At 75.6% G+C, this 20435-nt stretch carries 15 protein-coding genes; 6 read left to right on the top strand and 9 right to left on the bottom strand.

Going from position 1 to position 20435, the window contains the following annotated elements; genetic code table 11:
* Positions 1–358: 358 nt before the first annotated feature.
* From ACZ6JS_RS27160 to ACZ6JS_RS27145, 4 genes are all read right to left on the bottom strand, one after another.
* The gene (locus ACZ6JS_RS27160) at positions 359–1273 is read right to left on the bottom strand and encodes a dioxygenase family protein (RefSeq protein WP_469301726.1); all 915 of its coding nucleotides are present in this window, start codon (positions 1271–1273) and stop codon (positions 359–361) included.
* 788 nt (positions 1274–2061) lie between these two features.
* Positions 2062–2583, bottom strand: coding sequence for a stress protein (locus ACZ6JS_RS27155; protein ID WP_469301725.1), 522 nt, complete (start codon positions 2581–2583; stop codon positions 2062–2064).
* Between the two features lie 201 nt (positions 2584–2784).
* Entirely contained in the window at positions 2785–3309 is a 525-nt protein-coding gene (locus ACZ6JS_RS27150; RefSeq protein WP_469301723.1) for a stress protein, read from the bottom strand.
* 527 nt (positions 3310–3836) lie between these two features.
* Entirely contained in the window at positions 3837–4034 is a 198-nt protein-coding gene (locus tag ACZ6JS_RS27145; RefSeq protein ID WP_469301722.1) for a hypothetical protein, read from the bottom strand.
* 387 nt (positions 4035–4421) lie between these two features.
* Here ACZ6JS_RS27145 and ACZ6JS_RS27140 point away from each other — a divergent pair, with 387 nt between their 5' ends.
* The 4 genes from ACZ6JS_RS27140 to ACZ6JS_RS27125 all read left to right on the top strand — a co-directional run bounded on the left by ACZ6JS_RS27140 (position 4422) and on the right by ACZ6JS_RS27125 (position 12883).
* The gene (locus ACZ6JS_RS27140) at positions 4422–6332 is read left to right on the top strand and encodes a hypothetical protein (RefSeq protein ID WP_469301720.1); all 1911 of its coding nucleotides are present in this window, start codon (positions 4422–4424) and stop codon (positions 6330–6332) included.
* A gap of 234 nt (positions 6333–6566) precedes the next feature.
* The gene (locus tag ACZ6JS_RS27135; RefSeq protein ID WP_469301719.1) at positions 6567–7673 is read left to right on the top strand and encodes a sugar ABC transporter substrate-binding protein; all 1107 of its coding nucleotides are present in this window, start codon (positions 6567–6569) and stop codon (positions 7671–7673) included.
* A gap of 2160 nt (positions 7674–9833) precedes the next feature.
* Positions 9834–12008 carry a PIG-L family deacetylase gene (locus ACZ6JS_RS27130; protein ID WP_469301717.1) on the top strand — a complete coding sequence of 725 codons (2175 nt, stop codon included), beginning with the start codon at positions 9834–9836 and terminating at the stop codon, positions 12006–12008.
* Positions 12005–12883: a hypothetical protein gene (locus tag ACZ6JS_RS27125; protein WP_469301716.1), complete on the top strand. Its 879-nt coding sequence runs from the start codon at positions 12005–12007 to the stop codon at positions 12881–12883. Before ACZ6JS_RS27130 ends, ACZ6JS_RS27125 begins: the two co-directional genes overlap by 4 nt.
* 9 nt (positions 12884–12892) lie before the next feature.
* Here the strand turns inward: ACZ6JS_RS27125 and ACZ6JS_RS27120 are convergent, their stop codons facing one another.
* A complete protein-coding gene (locus tag ACZ6JS_RS27120) occupies positions 12893–14098 on the bottom strand; it encodes a glycoside hydrolase family 15 protein (RefSeq protein ID WP_469301714.1) in 1206 nt (401 codons plus the stop codon).
* Positions 14099–14632: 534 nt separating this feature from the next.
* Here ACZ6JS_RS27120 and ACZ6JS_RS27115 point away from each other — a divergent pair.
* On the top strand, positions 14633–16204 hold the full coding sequence (locus ACZ6JS_RS27115) for a DUF6056 family protein (RefSeq protein WP_469301712.1): 1572 nt from the start codon (positions 14633–14635) through the stop codon (positions 16202–16204).
* A 472-nt stretch (positions 16205–16676) separates the two neighbouring features.
* On the opposite strand, the gene ACZ6JS_RS27110 is transcribed toward ACZ6JS_RS27115, so the two are convergent.
* The 4 genes from ACZ6JS_RS27110 to ACZ6JS_RS27095 all read right to left on the bottom strand — a co-directional run bounded on the left by ACZ6JS_RS27110 (position 16677) and on the right by ACZ6JS_RS27095 (position 19785).
* Entirely contained in the window at positions 16677–17288 is a 612-nt protein-coding gene (locus ACZ6JS_RS27110; protein WP_469301710.1) for a GNAT family N-acetyltransferase, read from the bottom strand.
* A gap of 53 nt (positions 17289–17341) precedes the next feature.
* Complete coding sequence (locus tag ACZ6JS_RS27105) at positions 17342–17554, bottom strand: hypothetical protein (protein WP_469301708.1); 213 nt, start codon at positions 17552–17554, stop codon at positions 17342–17344.
* A gap of 329 nt (positions 17555–17883) precedes the next feature.
* The gene (locus ACZ6JS_RS27100; protein ID WP_469301706.1) at positions 17884–18366 is read right to left on the bottom strand and encodes a lamin tail domain-containing protein; all 483 of its coding nucleotides are present in this window, start codon (positions 18364–18366) and stop codon (positions 17884–17886) included.
* A gap of 432 nt (positions 18367–18798) precedes the next feature.
* Positions 18799–19785 carry an MsnO8 family LLM class oxidoreductase gene (locus tag ACZ6JS_RS27095; RefSeq protein WP_469301705.1) on the bottom strand — a complete coding sequence of 329 codons (987 nt, stop codon included), beginning with the start codon at positions 19783–19785 and terminating at the stop codon, positions 18799–18801.
* Positions 19786–20074: 289 nt separating this feature from the next.
* Here ACZ6JS_RS27095 and ACZ6JS_RS27090 point away from each other — a divergent pair.
* Positions 20075–20435: hypothetical protein (locus ACZ6JS_RS27090; protein ID WP_469301702.1), on the top strand; the 361-nt coding region annotated here is incomplete at its 3' end.

The following is a 20435-nucleotide window of genomic DNA, read 5'->3' as shown; positions in this document are numbered from 1 at the left end:
GGCCCTGGTTCGGGCCGCTCGGGTCCCGGCCCCTGCACGTAGTTTCCGGCACCCCGGTCCCGGCCTCCCGGTCGCGGCCCCTGGTTCGGGCCGCTCGGGTTCCGGCCCCGGCACCTCGGCACCTCGGCACCTCGGCACCTCGGCACCTCGGCACCTCGGTTCCGGGTCTCTGGTCTTCTGTCCTGGTCCCCGGGTGGGGCGGCTCGGGTCCGGGTCTCCGGTTGGTGTTCGGTGCTCGGTGTGTGCTGGGGGTTGGGGTCGTTCGGTTTCCGGATCGCGGTCGCGGCCTGCCGGTCCGGGCTCGCGGGTTTCCCCGGTTCGGGCTGTGGGGGGTGGGGGTGGTCGGGTGGGTTGGGGGTCAGGCGATGCCGATGGTGTAGGTGGCGCGGTAGCCGTTGCCGTCGGGTGTGAGGGGCAGGGTCATGGCTGCTCCCGCGGTCCGGTAGCGGTCGTCGTGCCGGTTGGGGTGCTGGGGTGCGGTGCGGCGTGTGTAGGGCCGGGATGCGTAGACCTGGGTCAGGAGGTCCTCGGGGAAGAAGAACTGCGAGGTCGTCTCGGTGCGGTTGTCGGGGCGGACCTTGAAGTGGATGTGTGGGGCCAGTCCCGCGTACCAGCCGGGGACGATGGTGTGGAACACGCAGTGTCCGGCGCGGTCGGTGATCTGGGTGCCGCGCAGGAAGGTGTTTTTGCCGGTGGAGTAGTCGCCGTCGGCGTCGGCGTGCCATACCTCGATGGCGGCGGCCGGGAGAGGCCGGCAGCCGTCGGGGACCCGTACGACCGTCAGGTCCAGTCGCAGCGGTACTCCGTCGCGGCCCTGGGTGATGTCGGAGCGGACCAGGTCCACATCCAGGTAGTACGGTCCCGCGCCTGCCCCGACGGCGAGGACGCAGGCGGGGGCCGCGGTCCTCGCCCCGCTCGACGGGGCGGGCGAGGGGGGCCGGGTCGGGGAGGGGGGCGGTGCTGCCGCCGTGCGTGTTCCGGCGGGGGCGGCGCATGCGGCGGCCAGCACGGCGGCGGCTCCGGCCGAGCCGGCGGCCAGTAGCAGGGACCGGCGGCTGGCCGGCGCGGAGCCCGCACCGGAGCCGCCGCCACCATCACCGCCGTTGGCATCTTCGCTGCCGCTGCCACCGCCGTTGGCACCTTCGCTGCCACCGCCGTTGGCACCTTCGCTGCCACCGCCGTTGGCACCTTCGTTGGCGTTGGCGTTGGCGTTGGCGTTGGCGGCGGTGGAGCGGGTATCGGCGCCGTTGCCGGTGTTGTCGTTGTCGGCCATGCGAACCCCTCACACACGCCCCGGATGCCGCCCGCGCGGGCGGCCGGCTCGCGCCCACCGTGCCGGACGGCGCCCTTTCCGCCCGGTACCGACACACCCTCTCCACCCCACCGGGCTCCCCGTCCCCGGCGGCCCCGCCGTCACCCCGGCCTGGCCGCCATGCCGCCGTGCTGGCCCCGGCGGCCCCGTCGTCACCTCGGCCCCCGCCGTCACCCCGGCCATGCCGGCCCCGCCGTCACGTCGCCATGCGCCGCGTCATCCCGGCCTCGCCGCCCTGCGCCGCCATGCGCTGCGTCATCCCGGCCTCGCCGCCGTGCCGGCCTTGTCAGTCGGCCGCTCCCGGCGGCCAGCCGCCGCTGCCAGTCGGCCGGCCCACCCGGTCGGCCCCCGGTCGGTCGTCTGCCGCTCAGTGGGCCGGCTCCGCCCTCCGGGGCCCGGGGGTTCCGGGTGCCCGGCCCGGTGGGGGGCCTGGGCGGGGGGTGTTCGGTCTCCCGGGCCCTGGCCGGGCCGGCACCGCACGGCGCAGCGGGCCGTGGGAGGCGGCGTCCGGTGGGCTGTCGCCGTCGCCGTCGTATGGCGGCGGACGCCTCGCGCGGCCGCTGGAGGCGTCCGGGGCCTACCGGCACGGTCGGACCGAGGGCGCAGCGTGCCTGATCGGCGTGGAGGATCGTCGTGGCGTGCTCCTCTGCCGGGGGCTGACGGCCGTTGCGGGCACGCCCGGCGGCCCCCTTTCCGGCGTCCCGTGCGGACGGGGGCCGGAGAGGGGGCCGCCGGTGGGCCTGGTGGTGTCACCAGGAGCGGTTGAACTTCACGTGCCCGCCGTTGCGCTCGTACCAGCCGACGAAGCCCCAGTTGATCCAGCCGCCGTCGCCCTGGTTGGTGAACTGCCCGGACTCGAAGACCCACAGGCCGTAGTGGATGTTGCCCCACTGGACGTTGGCGTAGACGCGGGTGCCCTGGAACTGGTCGTTGTAGTTCTGGCTGAGGTTGAACAGCATGACGTTGTGTCGGCTGCCGGCGGCCTTGAACGCCTTGTCGACGGCTTCCTGCACGAAGGTGCCGCGGTTGTCGGTCTTGATGCCGCGCAGGGCGTCGGCGATGGCCTTGCCGCTGCCGAGCTGGTCCATGGAGACGTTGACGCTCACGCTCTTGTCGGCGGCGGCCGCCGCGTCGGGTTCGGAGGAGGCGGGGGAGGAGGCGGCGGCGGGGGCCGGGGCGGGATGCCCGGCGGCCTGGGCCGGGAGCGCGGCCGCCCCGGTCAGGGTGAGCGCGGTCAGGGCGATCGTGGCGAGCGTGGTGGTGCGGCGCATGGTGATGGGTCCTGTTCTACGGGGACGGAAACAACGACGGGAACGACGGGGACGACGGGGACGATGGGGGGCGTGGCGTAGGGGCCGGGGCGGCGATACCGGCCGGGGCCGGGCAGGGGCCGCCGGCTGCCCGGGTCGGCGGGTGCGGGTGCGGGTGCGGGTGCGGGTGCGGGTGCGGGGCCGGCGGGCGGGTTGGCGGGGTTACCAGGAGCGGCGGAAGTTCACGTGGCCGCCGTCGCGGTCGAACCAGCCGCGGAAGGCCCAGTTGATCCAGCCGCCGTCGCCGTGGTTGGTGAACTGGCCCGACTCGAACACCAGCACCCGGTAGGTGCCGTGGATGCCGCTGACCTTGGCGTCGTAGACCACGCCGTGCAGGTTGGGGGTGTAGCTGTTGGCGTTGTTGATGACCATCACGTTGTAGCGCTGGCCGGACTCGTAGAAGGCCCCCTCCATCAGGGACTTCACGTAGCCGGAGCGGTTCTGCTTGCGCTCGATGGCCTCGTTGACGATGTTGAAGATCTTCTGGGTGATGTCGAGGACCGCGGAGGCCACGTCGACCTTCCCCGCGAGGGCGCCCGCCTCGCCCGGGGCGACCCCCGAGACCGCGGCCCGGTCGGCCGGAGCGGGCGCCTGGGCGGCGTAGGAGGCGGCGGAGGGCAGGAGGACCCCCGCGGCGGCGACCGAGCTGACGATCATGACGGCGACACGCTTGCGGCTGATACGCATGACTTTCTCCTTCAAGGGATGGATCGGACATTCGGTGGTCGTGAGAGCCCCGCCGGCCGTCGGAGGCGCGAGCCGACCCGGCGCGAGCCCGCAAGTCCGGGAGCGGTCCCGGAGCGGCCCGGGGCGCGGCCCGGGCGGGACTCGGACGGGCCTCGGGATGGGCGGGAGGGGCCAGGGACGGCCCGGGAGCGGGCGGGGAGCGGCCTGGGCGGCCCGGGAGCAGGCCGGGGGCGGCCAGGGGCGGCCCGGGAGTGGGCCGGGGGCGGCCATGGACGGCCCGGGACGGCCCGGGAGTGGGCCGGGAGCGGGCTGGGAGTGGGCGGTGGGGCGAAATGCGGGGTCGGGAATGGTGCGCCACCGGAACAGGATTTCCGAAGGTGCCCGCCCGCGCTGCGGGCCCGTGGGCCGGAAAGGAAAGGATCGGGCCTATTTCAGGCCGAACCCATTCGGCCGACCCCTCTCCCGCCCCGGATTGCTGATTTACTGAAAGCGCTCTCGGTCATCGGGGGCGGGGAAGGGTTTTTCCGTCACCAGGAAGTGGTGAGGTGGGCGGCCGCGTCGTTGTGCGGCGGCCTCCCGCCGCCGGTGCGCAGGGGGGCCCGCGAGGGGGAGGGGCCGGTGATCCGTCGGTGCAGCAGGACGGCCAGGCATCCGGCGCAGAGCAGCGAGAGGGCCTGCCACCAGGGAAGACCCGCTTCCCTGCGGCCTGGAGGGGGGTTCGGCATCGGATTCTTCCAGTGACTTTCGCGTGAGGGTGGAACCTGGCGGTGCCCGATCGGCTCTAGAGGGCCGGAGGGCAGTGGTGTGCGGGGTTGGTCCACTCGGTGTCCCCCGGACGAACGTCGCACGGCGCGGCGGTCCGTGCGGAAGCCGGACCGGATCCGAAGTCCGACGCCGCGCCGGCAACGATGCTGCCCGCAATACCCACGGCCAGCGCCGCCGCACAAAGGAGCCGAGTGAACTTCATGCTGTTCTCCTGAGAAAGTGAATTCCGAGCTGATTCCTGCCGGGTCTTTCTTTCCGGTGACCCAAGAATCTCCGGCCGGGAACTCGGGGTCCAGCGGGCGCGGGCCTCAGCAAGGTGCGTGGCACGAAAGGGAGGGGTGCAAAACATGGACAGAACCAGCAATACCGGGGCATCCGAAGAGACGCCGGGAGCCTTACCGCCTCCGCCGGACCCCGGCCCCGCCCCGAACCCGGCCGCCCCGGTCCCGCACCGCGAACCGGACCCGGTTCCGGCCGCGTACCGCGACCCCGGCCCGGCCGTGTACCGCGACCCCGGCCCGGTTGCGGTCCCGCTCCCCGGTCAGGCCCCCGACCGGGCCCCGAACCCCGGCCCGGCTGCGGGAGCTGTCCGCGGTCCGGCCCGGGCCGCGCAACGGGACCCGGACCTGGCTGCGGCTCCGGCCGCGCACCGCGGCCCCGGCCCGGCTGCGTACCGGGACCAGGATCCGGCTCCGGCCGGGTACCCGGGCCCGGTTGCGGTCCCGGACCCCGCGCCCGCTCCGGTCGCGTACCCGGTTCCCGCTGCGGACCCGGGCCCGGCCGCGGGCGCCCACCGGGACCCGGACCGGGCCGCTCACCGGGACCCGGCTCCGGCCGCGTGCCCGCCCCCCGGCCCGGCCGCGGCCGCGTACCCGGACCCCGGCCGCCGGGCCGCCGTCCCGCCCGGCGGCCCGGCTGCGGTCCCGGCGCCCGGCGCGGCCCCCGACCGAGCCCCGGACCCGGCGGCCGGCGCGGCCCCCGACCGAGGCCCGGGTCCGCCTGCGTACCGGGACCAGGATCCGGCTCCGGCCGGGTACCCGGGCCCGGTCCGGGGCCCGGTTGCGGTCCCGGACCCCGCGCCCGCTCCGGTCGCGTACCCGGTTTCCGCTGCGGACCCGGGCCCGGCCGCGGGCGCCCACCGGGACCCGGACCGGGCCGCTCACCGGGACCCGGCTCCGGCCGCGTGCCCGCCTCCCGGCCCGGCCGCGGCCGGGTCCCCGGACCCCGCCGCGGTTGCGGGGGACACCGCGGAACTCGGCCCGACCGCGGTCAGGCTCTACACCCGCCTGCTGGAGGGCGGCCCCCAGCCGACCCGCGCCCTGGCCGCCGCACTCGGCCTCGCCGAGGAACACGCCGAACACGCCGCCGCCGAACTGGTCCGCCACCGCCTTCTGGCCCGCGACCCCGACGGCACACGCGCCCGGTGGCGGGCCGTCAGCCCCTACACCGCCGCCGCCGAACTGGTGGGACCGGAGGAGAACCGGCTGCGCCGCCGTCTGGAGACCCTGGAGCGCACCCGCGCCAGGCTCAGCTCGCTGATCCCCCTGTACGAGGAGACCTACCGCCGCGGCGCCGACTCCGGCGCCGTCGAGGTGGTCGAGTCCCGCGACCGCGTCATGCTCCTCATCGCCGACACCGCGGCCCGCTGCACCCAGGAGGTCCTCACCGTCCAGCCCGGCGGCGGCCGCCCGCCCGGCTACCTGGAGCGCGCACTCCCGCGGGACCTGGAGATGCTGGGCCGCGGAGTGCGCCTGCACACCCTCTACCAGCACACCGCCCGCTACAGCCCGGGCACCCAGGAGTACGTCCAGGCCGTCGGCGCCGCCGGCGCCGAGGTCCGCACCCTGGGCGAACTCTTCGGCAAGATGCTGGTCTTCGACCGCGCCACGGCTTTCCTCCCGGTATGGGACAACCCCGACGCGGCCGTCGTCCTGCGCGAACCCTCCGCCGTCGCCTTCCTGTGCTCGGTCTTCGCCAACGCCTGGAGCCTGGCCGAGCCCTTCTCCGCCTCCTACACCCCGACCGCCTCGACCCAGCTGCAGGACGCGATCGCCGCCCGGCTGGCCGACGGCGCCAAGGACGAGCTCATCGCCCGCCGCCTCGGCATGTCCCTGCGGACCTGCCGGCGCCACATCGCCGAGCTGATGGACGAACTGGGCGCCGAGAGCCGCTTCCAGGCCGGATACCTCCTCGCCCTGCGCTCGGCGTCCGCCGCCCCGCCCGCCGATGACCCCCACCGCGCCACGACCGCCCCCTGAGAACACCTCGACGCCGGATGTCGAACACCCACCCACCCCCCACCCTTCAGGAGTTGACGCCACACCAGCCCACACACACCTCACCGGTGAAGGAAAACCCTGACCGGGCCCGGTGGGCCGCACGATGACAGCGTTGCCATCTCGTTAAGGATTCACTTCTTGACGACAGCGGTGCGGGCACGTTGACTGCCTCACCTCGGCCGTACAGACGGCCCCGTCAGGGAGGCTCACCTCGTGAACGCGTATCTGGGGCGTGCCCCCGTTGCTCTTGCCGTTGCGGCGCTCGCCGTCACGCTCACCGCCTGCGGCACCACCGACGGCAGCAGCGCCGGCAGCAGTGGCAGCGGCGCGGACGGCGCGGTCCGGATCGGCCTGCTGCTCCCGGAGAACGACACCGCGCGGTACGAGAAGTTCGACAAGCCGCTGATGGAGAAGAAGGTCGCCCTGCTGACCCTCGGCAAGGGCAAGGTGCTCTACGCCAACGCGGCCGGGGACGCGGCCCGGCAGAGCGCCCAGGCCGAAGCGATGATCAAGGACAAGGTGGACGTCCTGGTCATCGACGCGGTCGACTCCAAGGCCATCGCCGGGGCGGTGACGAAGGCCAAGGAGGCGGGCATCGCGGTGGTCGCCTACGACCGCCTGGCCGAGGGCCCGATCGACGCCTACACCTCCTTCGACAACGAGGACGTCGGCCGCGTCCAGGGCAAGGCCCTGCTGGAAGCCCTGGGCGACAAGGCCAGGAACGGCAAGATCGTCATGATGAACGGCGCGGTCACCGACCCCAACGCCGCCAGCTTCAAGTCCGGTGCCCGCTCCGTCCTGGACGGCAAGGCGAGCATCGGCAAGGAGTACGACACCGTCGAGTGGAAGCCGGAGAACGCCAACACCAACATGGCGGCCGCGCTCTCCGCGCTCGGCAAGGACAAGGTCGTCGGCGTCTACTCCGCCAACGACGGCATGGCCGGCGGCATCATCACCGCCCTCAAGGCCGCCGGCGTCTCCCCGCTGCCCCCGGTCACCGGCCAGGACGCCGAACTCGCCGGCGTGCGGCGCATCGTCGCCGGCGAGCAGTACATGACCGTGTACAAGCCCTACGCCCGCGAGGCCGAGGCCGCCGCCGAACTCGCCGTCCTCCTCGCCCAGGGCGAGAAGATCGACGGGATCATCAACCAGATGGTCAGCAGCCCGACCACCAAGCGCATCCCGGCCGTCCTCATCCCCGGCACGTCGGTGACCCGCGAGAACATCCGCAGCACCGTGGTCCTCGACGGCGTCTACACCATCGACGAGATCTGCACCGACGCCCTCAAGGCCGCATGCCAGGAGATCGGCCTGAAGTAGCACCGACCGGCAGGCAGGCACAGGGGCCGGAGGCGGGGCACAGGCAGACGTACGCGGGCGCAGGCGGGCGTCGCGCGGGCGAGGGCCCCCGGCGGCGGCGCGGACCCGAAAAAAAAGGGGGCGGCCCCGCCGCCTGCGGCCCGGCGGCGCCCCCACGCCCGCAGCCCCCTACGCCCGCAGCGCCCGCCGCGGTCGCGTGACAGGGCGAACGCACACGCCCGCCACCGCCGTTGGAGCCCTGTTCCCGGGGCCGCCCCCGGACCCGGCACACCCCGCCCGGCTGCCGCGCCGATCGACGCGTACGCCGGTGCTGTCGGCCGCCGGTCCGGGGGAGCAGGTGGCGGTGACAGAGCCTCAAGAGCACCAGCACCAGCACCAGCACCAGCACCAGCACCCCGCAGGCCGCGGCCGCCCCTGCCGGACGCCGCCGCGGGGGCCCCGGCCCTGCCGTCCCGCCGACAGGGCCCGGACGCGGCGGACACCGCACCCCGCCCCCGCCGCCCCGCGCCCGATCGGCGGACCCGAGGACCAGGCGGGTCCGCCAGGGGCCGGAGCACGCCCTGCTCCACGGGGAATTCCTGACCCGGCAGCGACCTGCGCAGAGACCTCCGCAGCGTGCAGGGGCCGGGTTCGCCGGCTTCGGGCAGGCCTGCCCGGGCGGCGCCCTGACGGAGCAGGCCCGCCCACGGCGCTGCCGCCCCGCCCACGGCGCTGCCGCAGCGGGCGGAGAACGCCGACCGCGCCCGCGGCGCTAGAGCCCTTCCCGGCCCCTTCGGCCGTCCTGCCCGCTCCGGCTTTCCCGGCCGCGGCGGGCGGACCCGAGGACCTGGCGGGCCGCCCCGACCGGGCGCCGGGCCCAGCCGGGCCCACTGGCCCCGGGGTGTGCGCCGGGACCGGACACGGGGCACCGCGACCGCCGGCCCGCGCGGCCCGGCCGGACGCCGGGGCACGGCGCACAGCCCGCTCCAAGGGGGGATTCCTGCCCCGGCGATGAACTCCGCAGCGTGCAGGGGCCGGGTCCGCCGGCTTCGGGCAGGCCTGCCCGGGCGGCGCCCTGACGGAGCAGGCCCACCCGGGCATCGGTTTTCCCGCCTGCCGGCGCGAACACCCCACCGCCCAAGGCGCTGCCGCGGCACAACCGGCACCCGCCTCCCCGGCGGGACCGCGGCCCTCGCCGGCGGGTGCGCCGGTGCGGCTGCCGCACGCCGCCGCACCGTTCGCGGCAGGTCCGCCGCGACGGCAGCGGCCACCTGACCCGGGCCGTGCGCCGGGACCGGACACGGGGCACCGCGACCGCCCGCCGGTGCCCGCCCGCCTGCCCCCGGCCGCCTCTTGCGGATCAGCCGGCGGAGCGGTCCCGACAGGATCCACAACAGACGGCCCTGTCCACCGGCCCACCCCCTCGCCACGCGAGTGCCCACCAGCCCACCTGGTTGCCACGCGAGATCGCCCGCCGCCGCCCTCGTCGCCGCGCGAGTCCGCCCCTCGGCCCATCCCGCGTCGCCGCGGTGGCCGCCCGCCGCCGCCCCCGTCGCCGCGGGAGCGCCCCCGGCCCGCCGCCGCGCGAGATCGCCCGCCGCCGCCCCCGTCGCCGCGCGAGGCCGCCCGCCGCCGCCCTCGTCGCCGCGCGAGTCCGCCCCTCGGCCCATCCCGCGTCGCCGTGGTGGCCGCCCGGCGGCCGTCGCGCCCCGGGCGGTGTGAGCGACCTCACCGCCGCCCCGCCCGGCCACGGCCCGCCCGCCGCCCCGCCCTGCGGGCCGCGGCCGGCCCAACACCCGCAGAGGAAACCCGCAGAAACCCGCAAAAGCCGGTAAAAGCCCGGCAGAAGCCCGTGAAAACCCTCCCGCCCGGACCCCCGCGCACCACCCCCGCAGCCCCGCGGACCCCGGCCCGCCCCCCGCCCGCCCGGAGCGCCCCGGGAGTGACGCACACCACGCCGCCCCCGCCCCAACCCCCACCCAACCAGTGCCAAATACGGACAAGCTGCCCATATCTGGCATTCAACTGGTTTGTTTCCATATGCCTCTTGATGGTGTGTCAGCAGAAAACCCGCGAGGCATAATCGGCCCCGGTCGTCTCCGGGAGTGCTGGAGCCATCGGGGCACCGACTCCCGCCCTTCGGCGCACACCCGCACCGGACCGACCCCAAGGCGCCCGCAGATGTCCCTGGCCAGCCGCACCCGCACCGCGGCCCTGCTCGCCGCACTCACCGTCGGCGCCGCCGGGATCACCACCTGGGCCTACGGATACACCAGCGCCCCCCGGCCCGCAGCCCCCCAGACCCCCCAGGCCCCCCTGCGCCCCAGCGTGACCCAGGGCACGGTCCTCCAGGTCGTCGCGCACCCCGACGACGACCTCTTCTTCATGAACCCCGACCTGAGCCGCTCCATATCCACCGGCGTCAAGGTCACCACCGTCTACCTGACCGCCGGCGAATCCGACGGCAGGAACGAAGCCCACAGCCCCCACCTGCAAGACCCCGCCCGCCCCGCCGACCACGCCGCCTACGCCGAGGCCCGCCAGAACGGCATACGCGCCGCCTACGCCGAGATGGCCACCGGCCGGCGCACCAGCGCCTGGCAGCGCACCTCCGTACCCACCACCGGCGGCGGCAGCGCCGAGGTCGACGTCCTCCTCGCCCGCCCCGAGGTCAACCTGGTGTGGATGCAGATGCGCGAAGCCCGCAGCATCTCCGGCGACAACCCCGACAGCCTGCGCGGCCTGTGGGACGGCAAGGTCCCCGCCCTCGGCTCCCAGCTCGCCTCCGGCACACCCGTCACCTCCCCCTTCTCCTACACCAAGGAGCAGGCCGTCCAGGCCATCGCGAACGTCTTCGCGCTCTACAAGCCCACCACCATCCGCACCCAGGACCCCACCCCCGGCCGCACCCGGCCCGCCGGCGCCTTCCTCGACCACCAGGACCACATGTACGGGGCCCGCTTCGTGCAGGCGGCCACCGAACGCTACGCCGCCTCCACCGGCCGCCCGCACTTCTCGGTCCAGAACTACGTCAGCTACCCCAACAGCTCCCTGCCCCCCACCCTCGACGCCAAGGCCGCCGAGGAGAAGCTCGGCTACCTCAAGACCTACGCCTGGAGCGACCACCAGGACTGGTGCGGCAGCCCCGCCGGCTGCGGCGATCGCAAGACCGCGACCCGGCCCACCGGCGCCGGATGGAACCAGACCATCCGCTACAGCCGCGGCGAGAGCACCACCTGGATGACCCAGGGCACCCCCGGCCGGCTCTACGCCTTCGCCGCCCTCGACGGCCAGATGGCCTACTGGACCCGCCCCGGCCCCACCGCCGACTGGCAGGGCCCCCGCTTCCTGCCCGCCACCGCCCCCGGCACCGCCATCGACGCCGGCGCGTCCACCGCCCGCCTCCCCGACGGCCGCATCGCCGTCCTCGCCACCCGCACCACCCTGGGCACCACCCCCCAGGACTACCGGCGCGAGGCCGTCTACGCCCTCCAAAGCGCCCCCGGCACCGACTTCGGCCCCTGGCAGAGCCTGGGCACCCCCGACACCGGCGACACCTCCGCCACCACCGCCCTCGGCGCACCGACCGCCGCCGTGGACGCCGCCGGCCGCATCACCGTCTACATGCGCGACTCCCGACGCACCCTGCACGCCCGCACCCAGCCGGCCCCCGACACCGCCTTCGGCCCGTGGCAGACCCTGGGCGGCACCGGCCTGCAGGGCGACCCGGTCACCGCCACCGACAGCGCCGGACGCCGCCACGTGTACGCGGCCACCGACCGCACCGTCCTGGCCTGGACCCAGCCCGCCCCCGGCGCCCCGCTCGCCGGACCCTTCCCCACCGACCTGCCCGCGACCACCGGCGTGCTCTCCGCGACACCGCAGGGCGACGGCGTCCTCCTCTCCTTCCGCCGCCCCTCCACCGGCACCGTCACCACCACCCTGGCCACCGCCACCGCCACCGCCGCCGCGCCCGGCTTCTCCCCGCTCGCCGACGCCGGCGGCGAAGGCGGCTACGGCGCCCTCGGCACCGCCGGCCACCTCCTCGCCGGCCGCGCCGCCACCGGCACGGCCGCCGTCACCCTCCCCGGCCGGACGCCCGCCTGGTCGGAGTCCCAGATGCTCTACACCGGCGCCCCGGCCGCCGTGACCGCACCCGACGGCACCGGCCTGGCCGCCGCCCTCGGCCTGGACGCCGTCCTGCACCTCACCACCACACCCCCGCCCGCCCCCACCCCGACCCCCGGCGGGCCGGCGCCGTCCGTACCGTGGCACCGGGCCGTCGCACCCACCGCCCTCGCCCAGGCCGCCCGCCAGGGCTCCGGTGGCACGGGTGAACACCCCGAGCGACGATGACCACCCCGGCCACCGTCCGGACCACCCCCGCGGTCCCGGCCACCCCGGCCACTCCCGCCGACCTCGCCGCTCCCGCCATCCCTGCCGCCCGGGCCACCCCGGCCAACCCCGCCGCCCCGGCCCTCCCCGCCACTGCCGCCGCCCCGGCCATCCCGGCCGCCCCGGCCACTCCGGCCGTCCCCCGCCCTGACCACCGGCGATCGGGGTCCTCCGTGACCGCCTCCCGCACCGCCCACCCGCGCACCCGCACCCACCCGCGCACCCGCGCCCGCATCCGCCCGGGGACGACAGCCGTCCGCGGCCTCGCCCTGGCCCTCTGCCTCGCCGCCGCCCTGGCCACCGGCTGCCGTCACGACACCGCCCCGGCCTGGGAGTACCCGCGGCTCGCCGCCACCCTGAACGCCCTCTCCGCCGCCCTCGCCCAGGGCTGCGCCACCCCCGCCCCCGACCACTGCGCCGCCCGCCTCGACCGCCTCGACGCCCTGGCCCGACGCGCCGTCACCGAAGTCCTCGACCACCGCCTCCTCGACCAGGCCTGCCTCGAAGCCGAGAGCGAGGTACGCCGGGCCAGAGCCCTGCGCCTGGCCGCCACCGCCCACGCCCGCGAACAGGCCCAGACCCACGCCCAGTCCCGAGCCCGCGAACAGGCCCAGACCCAGACCCAGGACCAGACCCAGGACCGGGCCGAGGCCCAGGACCGGGCGCCGGGCCGGGCGCAGGCGTCGGCGCCCGCCCGGCAGGACCCCCGCCACCCCGCCCCGGACCGGCTGCGGCAGGCGGTGGCCGCCGAACAGGCCGCCTACCGCCGCCTGCTGGCCGCCCTGGAGAAGGTCCGCACCGCCCCGCCCCCGGGCACGGCGACCCAACCCCTCTGACCCCCCCGCCTACGGCCGCAGGGGCGGCGCGGACAGCCCGCCGGCCTCCAGCGCCACCAGCGACAGCACCACGATCGAACCCGTCCACGCCAGCGGCGCCACCGACGCCGGCCGACCCGACCCGTCCACCTTCTCCGGCAGCTCACCCAGCCCGTTCCGCTTCGACAACACCCACTCCAGCACCGGCCCCGCCTTCGCCGGCCGGCCCCCCGCCGCCCACGCCAGCGCGAAGAACGCCGTACTGGGCGTCCACGCCACCGCCCCCCACGGCGCCCCCGGATCATTGCCCGGAGTCAGCCCCCCGTTGGGCAGCAGCAACGCCCGGTAGGTGGCCTCCAACGCCGCCGGCACACCGGCGGCCGCCGCGTTGAACGGCGGCGCCATGAACGCCACCGCACTGTCGCGCCCGTGCCGCCCGTCGACGGTCCGCTGGTAGCCGAGCGGGAAGAACCGCTCGGAGATCCCCGCCGACAGCCGCCGCGCCGCCCGCCCCCAGCGCACCGCGTCCTGCCACCGGCCCGCCTCCCGCGCCAGGTCCGCCGACGCGTTCAGCCCCGCCAGCAACGGCGCGGCCGTACCGATGTTCGCCGTGGCCGTCATCAGCTCCCAGTAGTCCGGAGAAGCCGGAGGCAACCCGTCCGCCCCCAGGGAACGCGCCGCACGGTCGGCCGCCTTGACGATCATCGGGTACAGGACCGCCAGCCGCTCCCGCCGCCCCTGCACCGGCGCCGCCCGATACCACTGCCACGCCGCCCAGGGCACCCAGCCGTTGGCGTCGAGCTGCCACCGCCTGCCGTCCGGCGGACCGGAACCGTCCAGCTTCGTCCGCGCCTCCCAGCTGCCGTCCCGGCGCTGGGTCGCCGCACTGTGCCGCAGGATCCGAAAAGCCTCCGCGTCATGCCCGGTGAGCGCGAACGCCGCACACGCGAAACTCGAATCCCGCGGCCACGAGTACATCCAGCCCGGACTCCACCCCGCCGCCATCGCCCCATTGGGCCGCAGCAGCGCCCGCATCGCCAGCAGCGCCCGCCCGGCCGCCGCCCGCTCGGCCGCCGACCGGCCCGGGACCCGGCCGGAAGCCAGCCAGGCCCGGCTCTGCCCGATCTGCCGCAGCGCCCCCGCGTCCCCGGCCGCGACCACCACCGACACCGACCGCCCCGGCGGCAGGTACCGCCACCGCCCCGACGCCAGCCGCAGCACGTTGCTGCCCTCCACATACCGGGCACCGGCGGCCAACGATGCCGAAACCCCCTCGGCGGCACTCGCATTCGACAACACACCGACAGCGGGAGCGGCCAGCCCCGACAACGGCGCATGACCGCCCGCACCGCACACGGGAACGGCCGTACCCGTCAACGCCGCCGCGACCACCGCCCAACAGCCGAGGACACCGGACACCGCCACTCCCTCCGCCGCACCCGCACACCCGCGTACTCGCCGCAGCGGTGCCCGCGCGGAACCTGACCCCCACTCATCCTCGAAGACCACCGCCCCACCCGCCACGGCAGCCCCGCCGCCCGGGTGAGCCCACCCCCACCCCCCACGCACCCCCTCGCGCAAGCAGCCCGCCCCGCGCCCGCCCCGCCCGCCCCTGCACCGCCGGACCGCATCCCTCCCCGGCCCGGCCCGGGATGCCGGACACGGCGAACCGTGCACATCATGGGGGCTCGCGGGCCGTGCGCTCACCACAGCCGGCGGGGCGCACCGGCCGCCCTTGCCCGACGGGCCCCCGCTGCGAAGGGGAGGCCCATGAGCACCATGGCGGCCGAGGGCGAGGAAGAACGCGTGAGCCCCTCCTCCCGCACCGGCCGAAAAACCGGCCCCCGCCCACTCCCGCACACACTCCTGCCCGCCGCCGCGGCGACCCTCCTCGCCGCCGCCGGAGCCCTCGTCGCCGTCGGATGCTTCCTCGGCCTCTACATCCGACCCACCTCCGACGACTGGTGCGCCGCATGGAAAACCCGCGACCTGGGCGTCCTCGGCATCACCGCCGACTTCTACACCACCCAGAACGGCCGCATCGCCAACGCCTTCCTCAGCGGCCTCCTCTACAGCGGCGGACCGGCCGGCACCAAGATCCTCCCCACCCTCCTCACCGTCCTGCTCACCGCCGCCCTGGTCCTGCTGGGCCGCCGCCTCCTGCGCGCCCTCGGCCACGCCCCGCCCCTGCTGCTCCTGACCGCCTGCGCCCTGGTCCTCCAGGCCCTCCTCTACTTCGCGGGCACCCGCAGCTACCAGGTCCTGCTGTGGGCCCCCGCCACCATCTCCCACACCCTGCCCTGCGTCATCGGCCTGTGGGCCCTCCTGCTGGCCCTGGCCACCGCCACCCACCCCCACCCGGCCGTCCGCACCGCCGGCCTCGCCGGCGCCCTCCTCACCGGCTTCGCCCTCGGCACCCTCAGCGAACCCTTCGCCCTCGTCAGCGGCCTCACCGCCGCCCTGACCGCCCTGCTGTGCCTGCCACGCCTGCGCCTGGCCACCACCTGGCGCCCCTTCACCTGGTGCCTGCTGTGGTGCACCGGCCTGCTGTGCGGCCTCGCCGTCCTCCACACCTCCCCGGGCGCCCGCTGGCGCCGCGCCCAGCAGCCCGAGAAGGAGCCACTGCTCTCCGCGGGCGAACTGCACGCCACCTACGAGGACTGGCTCCACATGTGGGACACCGTCACCGGACAGTGGGCCTACCTCGCCGCCCCGGCCGCCGGCCTCCTCCTGGGCCTGGCCGCCACCCTCCGCACCCCCCGACCCTCACCCTCGACCCCACCTTCAGCCTCACCCCCGGCCTCACTCCCGCCCCCGCCCGGGCGGGGGACCCGGGCCGCCCTGCTGCTGCTCCCCCTGCCCGTGGTCGTCCTGGGATCCTTCGCGGTGGCGGCCGGCCTGCGCAGCGGATACGGCCCCACCGGCTGGACGTACGCCCGCACCTGGACCAGCTACCTGCTGCCCATGGAACTGGCACTGTGCGGCTACGCAGCCCTGCTGGGCGCATGGGCCGGCCCGCGCCTGGCCGCCCGCCGCCCCGCCGGCCCGGGCACCCTCGCGGCCTGCGCCACGGCCGCGTTCTGCCTGACGCTCGCCTCGACGGCCTCCCTCGTCCCCGGACTCCAGCAGCTCACCACCACCACGGTGGCCCGCTCCATCGCCTGGGACGCCCAGAACGCCCGCATCCGCGCCGAGGCGGCCCGGGGCGCCACGGACATCGGCTACCGCCCGCTGCCCATCGGCAGCCTCGCCGAACCGTTCTTCACCACCGCCTACGGCCGGGACTGGGTCGCCGCCTGCGTCTCCCGCTGGTACGACGTCGAGCGCATCCACCGCCGCTGACCCCGCACCCCGCCCCGGAAACCGGCCCGGCCGGCCGGACCGGAAAACCCCGACCGGGCCCCCACCCCCTCCGCGACACCCCCCGATGCCCCCGCACCAAGGACACCACCCCCACCCCCACCCGCCCCCGCCCCCGCACCGCCCCGCGGCCCGCCCGTCCCCCGAGCGGCGCCGAAACAGCCGAAAGCCTCCACGCCCGCCGCCGCGGCGGGGCCCCTCGGCCACCCGGGCGGCGTCGAAGCCCCGGCCCGCCGGGCCTGCCGTGGTCCTCCCGACTGTTCACGGCCGGCACACGCCGCTTACGGCAGGCACCACCGGGGCAGCCCGCCCCTGGCCCACCCGGATCCACCGGGGCACGACGCCCGCGGCGTCCTTCGAGGCACCGGGAACCGCAAACCCCACGACGGCTCACCCGCCGCGACCACACCATGGGCGGGGCCGGCAGGCGGCGCGCCCGGCGGCCGGCCCGGCCTCAGCCGGCGGCCGCCCGCCCCGGCCGCACGGGCGGCGGTACGGCGTCGGTCGCCAGCCGGGCATGCAGCTCGACGTCGTAGCGGACACCGTCGTACTCGAGCTTGTGACGCTGGACCCCCTCGACCGCGAAGCCCGCAGCCCGCGCCACCCGGCACGACGCCGGGTTGTTGACCCGGTGGCCCAGCTCCAGCCGGAACAGACCGGCGTCCTCGAACGCCCAGCCGGCCACCGCACGGCAGCCGCCCGAAGCGACGCCCCTCCCGCGGGCCGCCGCGGCCGTCCAGTACGACACCCACCCCGTCCGGTGACGCAGATCGACGGCGCCGACCGCCACATTCCCCAGCACCGCGTCCGCACCGTCGACGACCGCGAAGGCGTAGGAGGATCCCGCGTCCCACTGCTCCGCCCGGGCCGCCAGCCACCGCCGTGCCGCCGACAGGGTCGCGACCGGCTCAGCGGCCTGCCGCGCCATCACCGGATCGGCGAACGCCGCCAGCACCGCCCCGGCGTCCGCCGGCGACCAGCGCCGCAGCCGAAGACCCCGGGACACTTCAAGATGATCACGCACGCGCCGCAGTCTTCCCCAGCCGCGCCCGCCCGCCAACCCCATATCCGCCCCGGCCCCACCGGCCCCACCGGCCCGCGGAGGCGCCGGAGGCCGGATCAGGCCTCGCGGTCCATCACCCGGCGGGCCGCCTCCGCCTCCGCCGCAGGCGGGGAGAGCTCGTCGAGGGTGTCGAGCTCGTCGTCCGAACCGAGCTCCTCCTCCCACGCGGCCGCCAGCCGCTCCTGCTCCTCGCGCGGCCGGCCCGCCACGGCCTCCCGCCGGTGCGGCTCCAGAGCCGCCAGGAAACGCCCGACCGCGTCCGCCGTCATGCCGTACTCCTACCTTGCTGTGGGACAGAGGGGCAGCGGGCGCCGGCCGCGAGGCCGCGACGCCCGGCCCAGCATCGCGAACCGGGCCCGCACCACCGGCCCGACACGGCACGCCGCCACCCGAATGCACGCGCACCGGCCACACATCCCGCGCCCACGGCCACAGCACGTCACGAGTACAGGCGCGGACACGGACACGGGCACGGGCACGCACGGGTGCGGGCATGGTGCGGACACGGGTGCGGCGTGCCACGGCCCGCCCGGCCGTGACACGCCGCACCCCGGCAGCCGGCGGTCACCGTCCCCGTCGGGGCGACCGCCGGGCGGGATCAGCCGCGGTGCTGGTGTCCGCGGCGGCCCCAGGACTCGGTGTCGACGACGTTGCCGCGGTGGTCGCGGAGGGTGGCGGTGTCGCGGTCGTTCCAGACCTGCCGGTTGCGGTCCTGGTAGAGGTCGTGGCGGGTGTCGCGGCCCTGTCCGGTGTGGACCTTGACGGCGGAGCGGCCCTCGAGGCGGAAGTCGGGGAAGCGGTAGCGGTTGCCCTGCTGGTCGGTGAGGGTGTAGCCGCGGAGGTTGACGCTGTGGCGGCCGGTGTTCTTGATCTCGACCCATTCGCGGTTGAGGGCGCGGTTGGAGCGGTCGCCGCGGTGGGGGCTGTCGTACTGGACGTCGCCGATGACGAGGGCGGAGTGCCGGGTGCGGTGGTCGCGGCGGTGGTCGTCGGCCGCGGCGGGCAGGGCGGCGGCGCCGAGGAGGGTGCCGGCGGCCAGGAGGGCGGCGAGGGCGCGGCGGGTGGCGAGGGAAGCGGACATGGAGGAGGGACCCCTTCGACTTCAACGGACGGCCCCGACCGGCGACATGCACATCGCACACACGCACGGGTGCGTGCCGGTCTGGCCTGAAACGGTTCCCGGCGTCCGGCCGAGGAGCCACACTCTGGCCCCCGCCGACACCCGGACACCGCCCACCCACCCCCTGTTTCCCAATCCGGATATGTCCGTAACTCTCCCTTGTAGCGGGTAACCGTCAAACCGGATTGACGCCCCGGTCGCGGCAGTTCACCGCCCAACCCGTGCGCTGCCTGCCCGGCCGTACCCCCCCACAGCCGCACCCCCGCCCCGGCCGCGGCCCCGCCGCTGCGCCGAACGGGTTCCAAGCCCTGTAACAGCCACTCCCGCCACCCCTTCGCACGCACCTGCGAAAAACGATTCCGGCGTACGAGAAAACAGCCCCCACCGCCCCGCCTACAAAGCCGTCGCCGCCCCCCAGTACTTCCTGACCAGCTCGTAGGAACCGATCCGCTCCCGCAGGTCGTAGACGGGCGTGGCCAGCATCAGCTCGTCCGCCCCGGTCTCACCGGCCAGCTGCGCCAGCCGCCCCACCACCGCCTCGGGCGCCCCGACCGCCTGCTGCGCACGGAAACCGTCCAGCGCCCGCCGCTCCTGCTCCGTGAAGGGATGCGCGGCCGCCTGCGCGGGCGTGGGGAACGGCGTCTGGCTCAACCCCTGCAGGAGCCCGGCCTTGACGACGTTCATCGGACCCGCCCGCCACACGGCCTCCTCCTCCGTCGGCGCGCACACCGTCTCCACGCACAGCAGCACCCGGGGCCGCTCGCACCAGCGGGACGGGGTGAACGCCGCCCGGTAACCCTCCACAGCCGCAAGGGTGTTGTCCGGACGGATGTGGTGCGCGATCGCGACCGGCAGGCCGAGGGCCGCGGCGAGAGCGGCTCCCGCGGCAGAGGAGGCCAGCAGCCACGGCTCCGGCAGCGGACCGAGCGCGACCTCCTCCACCAGGAACGACAGGATCGCGGCCACGTCCTCCCGGTACTCCGCGTCCGACGCCGGCCCGGCACCGCGGCGCAGCGCCCGGGCGACGGCCTCGTCGAAGGTGCCCGGACCGCGGCCGATGCCCAGGTCGATGCGGTCCTCGTGCAGGGCGGCCAGCGTCCCGAACTGCTCCGCCAGCGTGATCGGCGCATGGTTGGGGGCCAGCACCCCGCCCGAACCGAGACGGATCACCGAGGTCGAGGCGGCCGCATGCGCCGTCAGCACGACCGGCGGGAACGCACCGATCGCGGGGGAGTGGTGATGCTCCGCATACCAGAGGCGGCGGTAACCCAGCCGCTCCATTTCCCGAGCGAAGACCGCGGTGTCCCGCAGGGTCTCCACCGCGCGGGTGCCTGTCTGCACCATCGCGACTTCCAGCGCTGAAAGAGGTATGTCGAGCATCCCGTCAGCATAGGGATCACACGCCCCGACGACGGCCCCGATGATCGTTTTCACGCCACCGCGGACGGACGGGCCCGACAGCCTCGGTTCCGGTTGAACCACATCCGCGAAAACGTCAAGCCACGAATTCCCGGAACGTGACGTTGCCACGGTGAAGAGGCCTACTGGATATGCGGCCCCACCGAAAAGGAAACGAGGCCGCAGGCGCGGTGGGGAAAAACTCCCACATCGCGGAGGCCACGAATCTTTCGGAACCTGCCCAGGCTCCGATTTCGATCAGGAGAAAACCATGAACCGTAAGTTCGAGACGTCTGAGTCCACCCGCCCCAAGCGCCGGTTCCGCCTCGCGACCGCCGTCGCGGCCGCCGCGATCGCCGGCGGGGTCCTCATCCCCTCGTCCTCCGCGATGGCGGCCCCCACCATGTCCGTGGAGAGCGTCGCCAGCCACAACAAGCACGACCACAAGAAGCACGACCACAAGAAGAACGACCACAAGAAGAAGCGCAACACGCCCGGCAACACCCAGGGTGGTACGCAGGGTGGCGGCTCGGGTAACACCCAGGGTGGTACGCAGGGTGGCGGCTCGGGTAACACCCAGGGTGGTACGCAGGGTGGCGGCTCGGGTAACACCCAGGGTGGTACGCAGGGTG

The organism is Streptomyces sp. NPDC046349 (genome assembly GCF_055587885.1).
The sequence above is the reverse complement of the archived record's forward strand: the minus strand, read 5'-3'. Positions and strand labels throughout refer to the sequence as shown.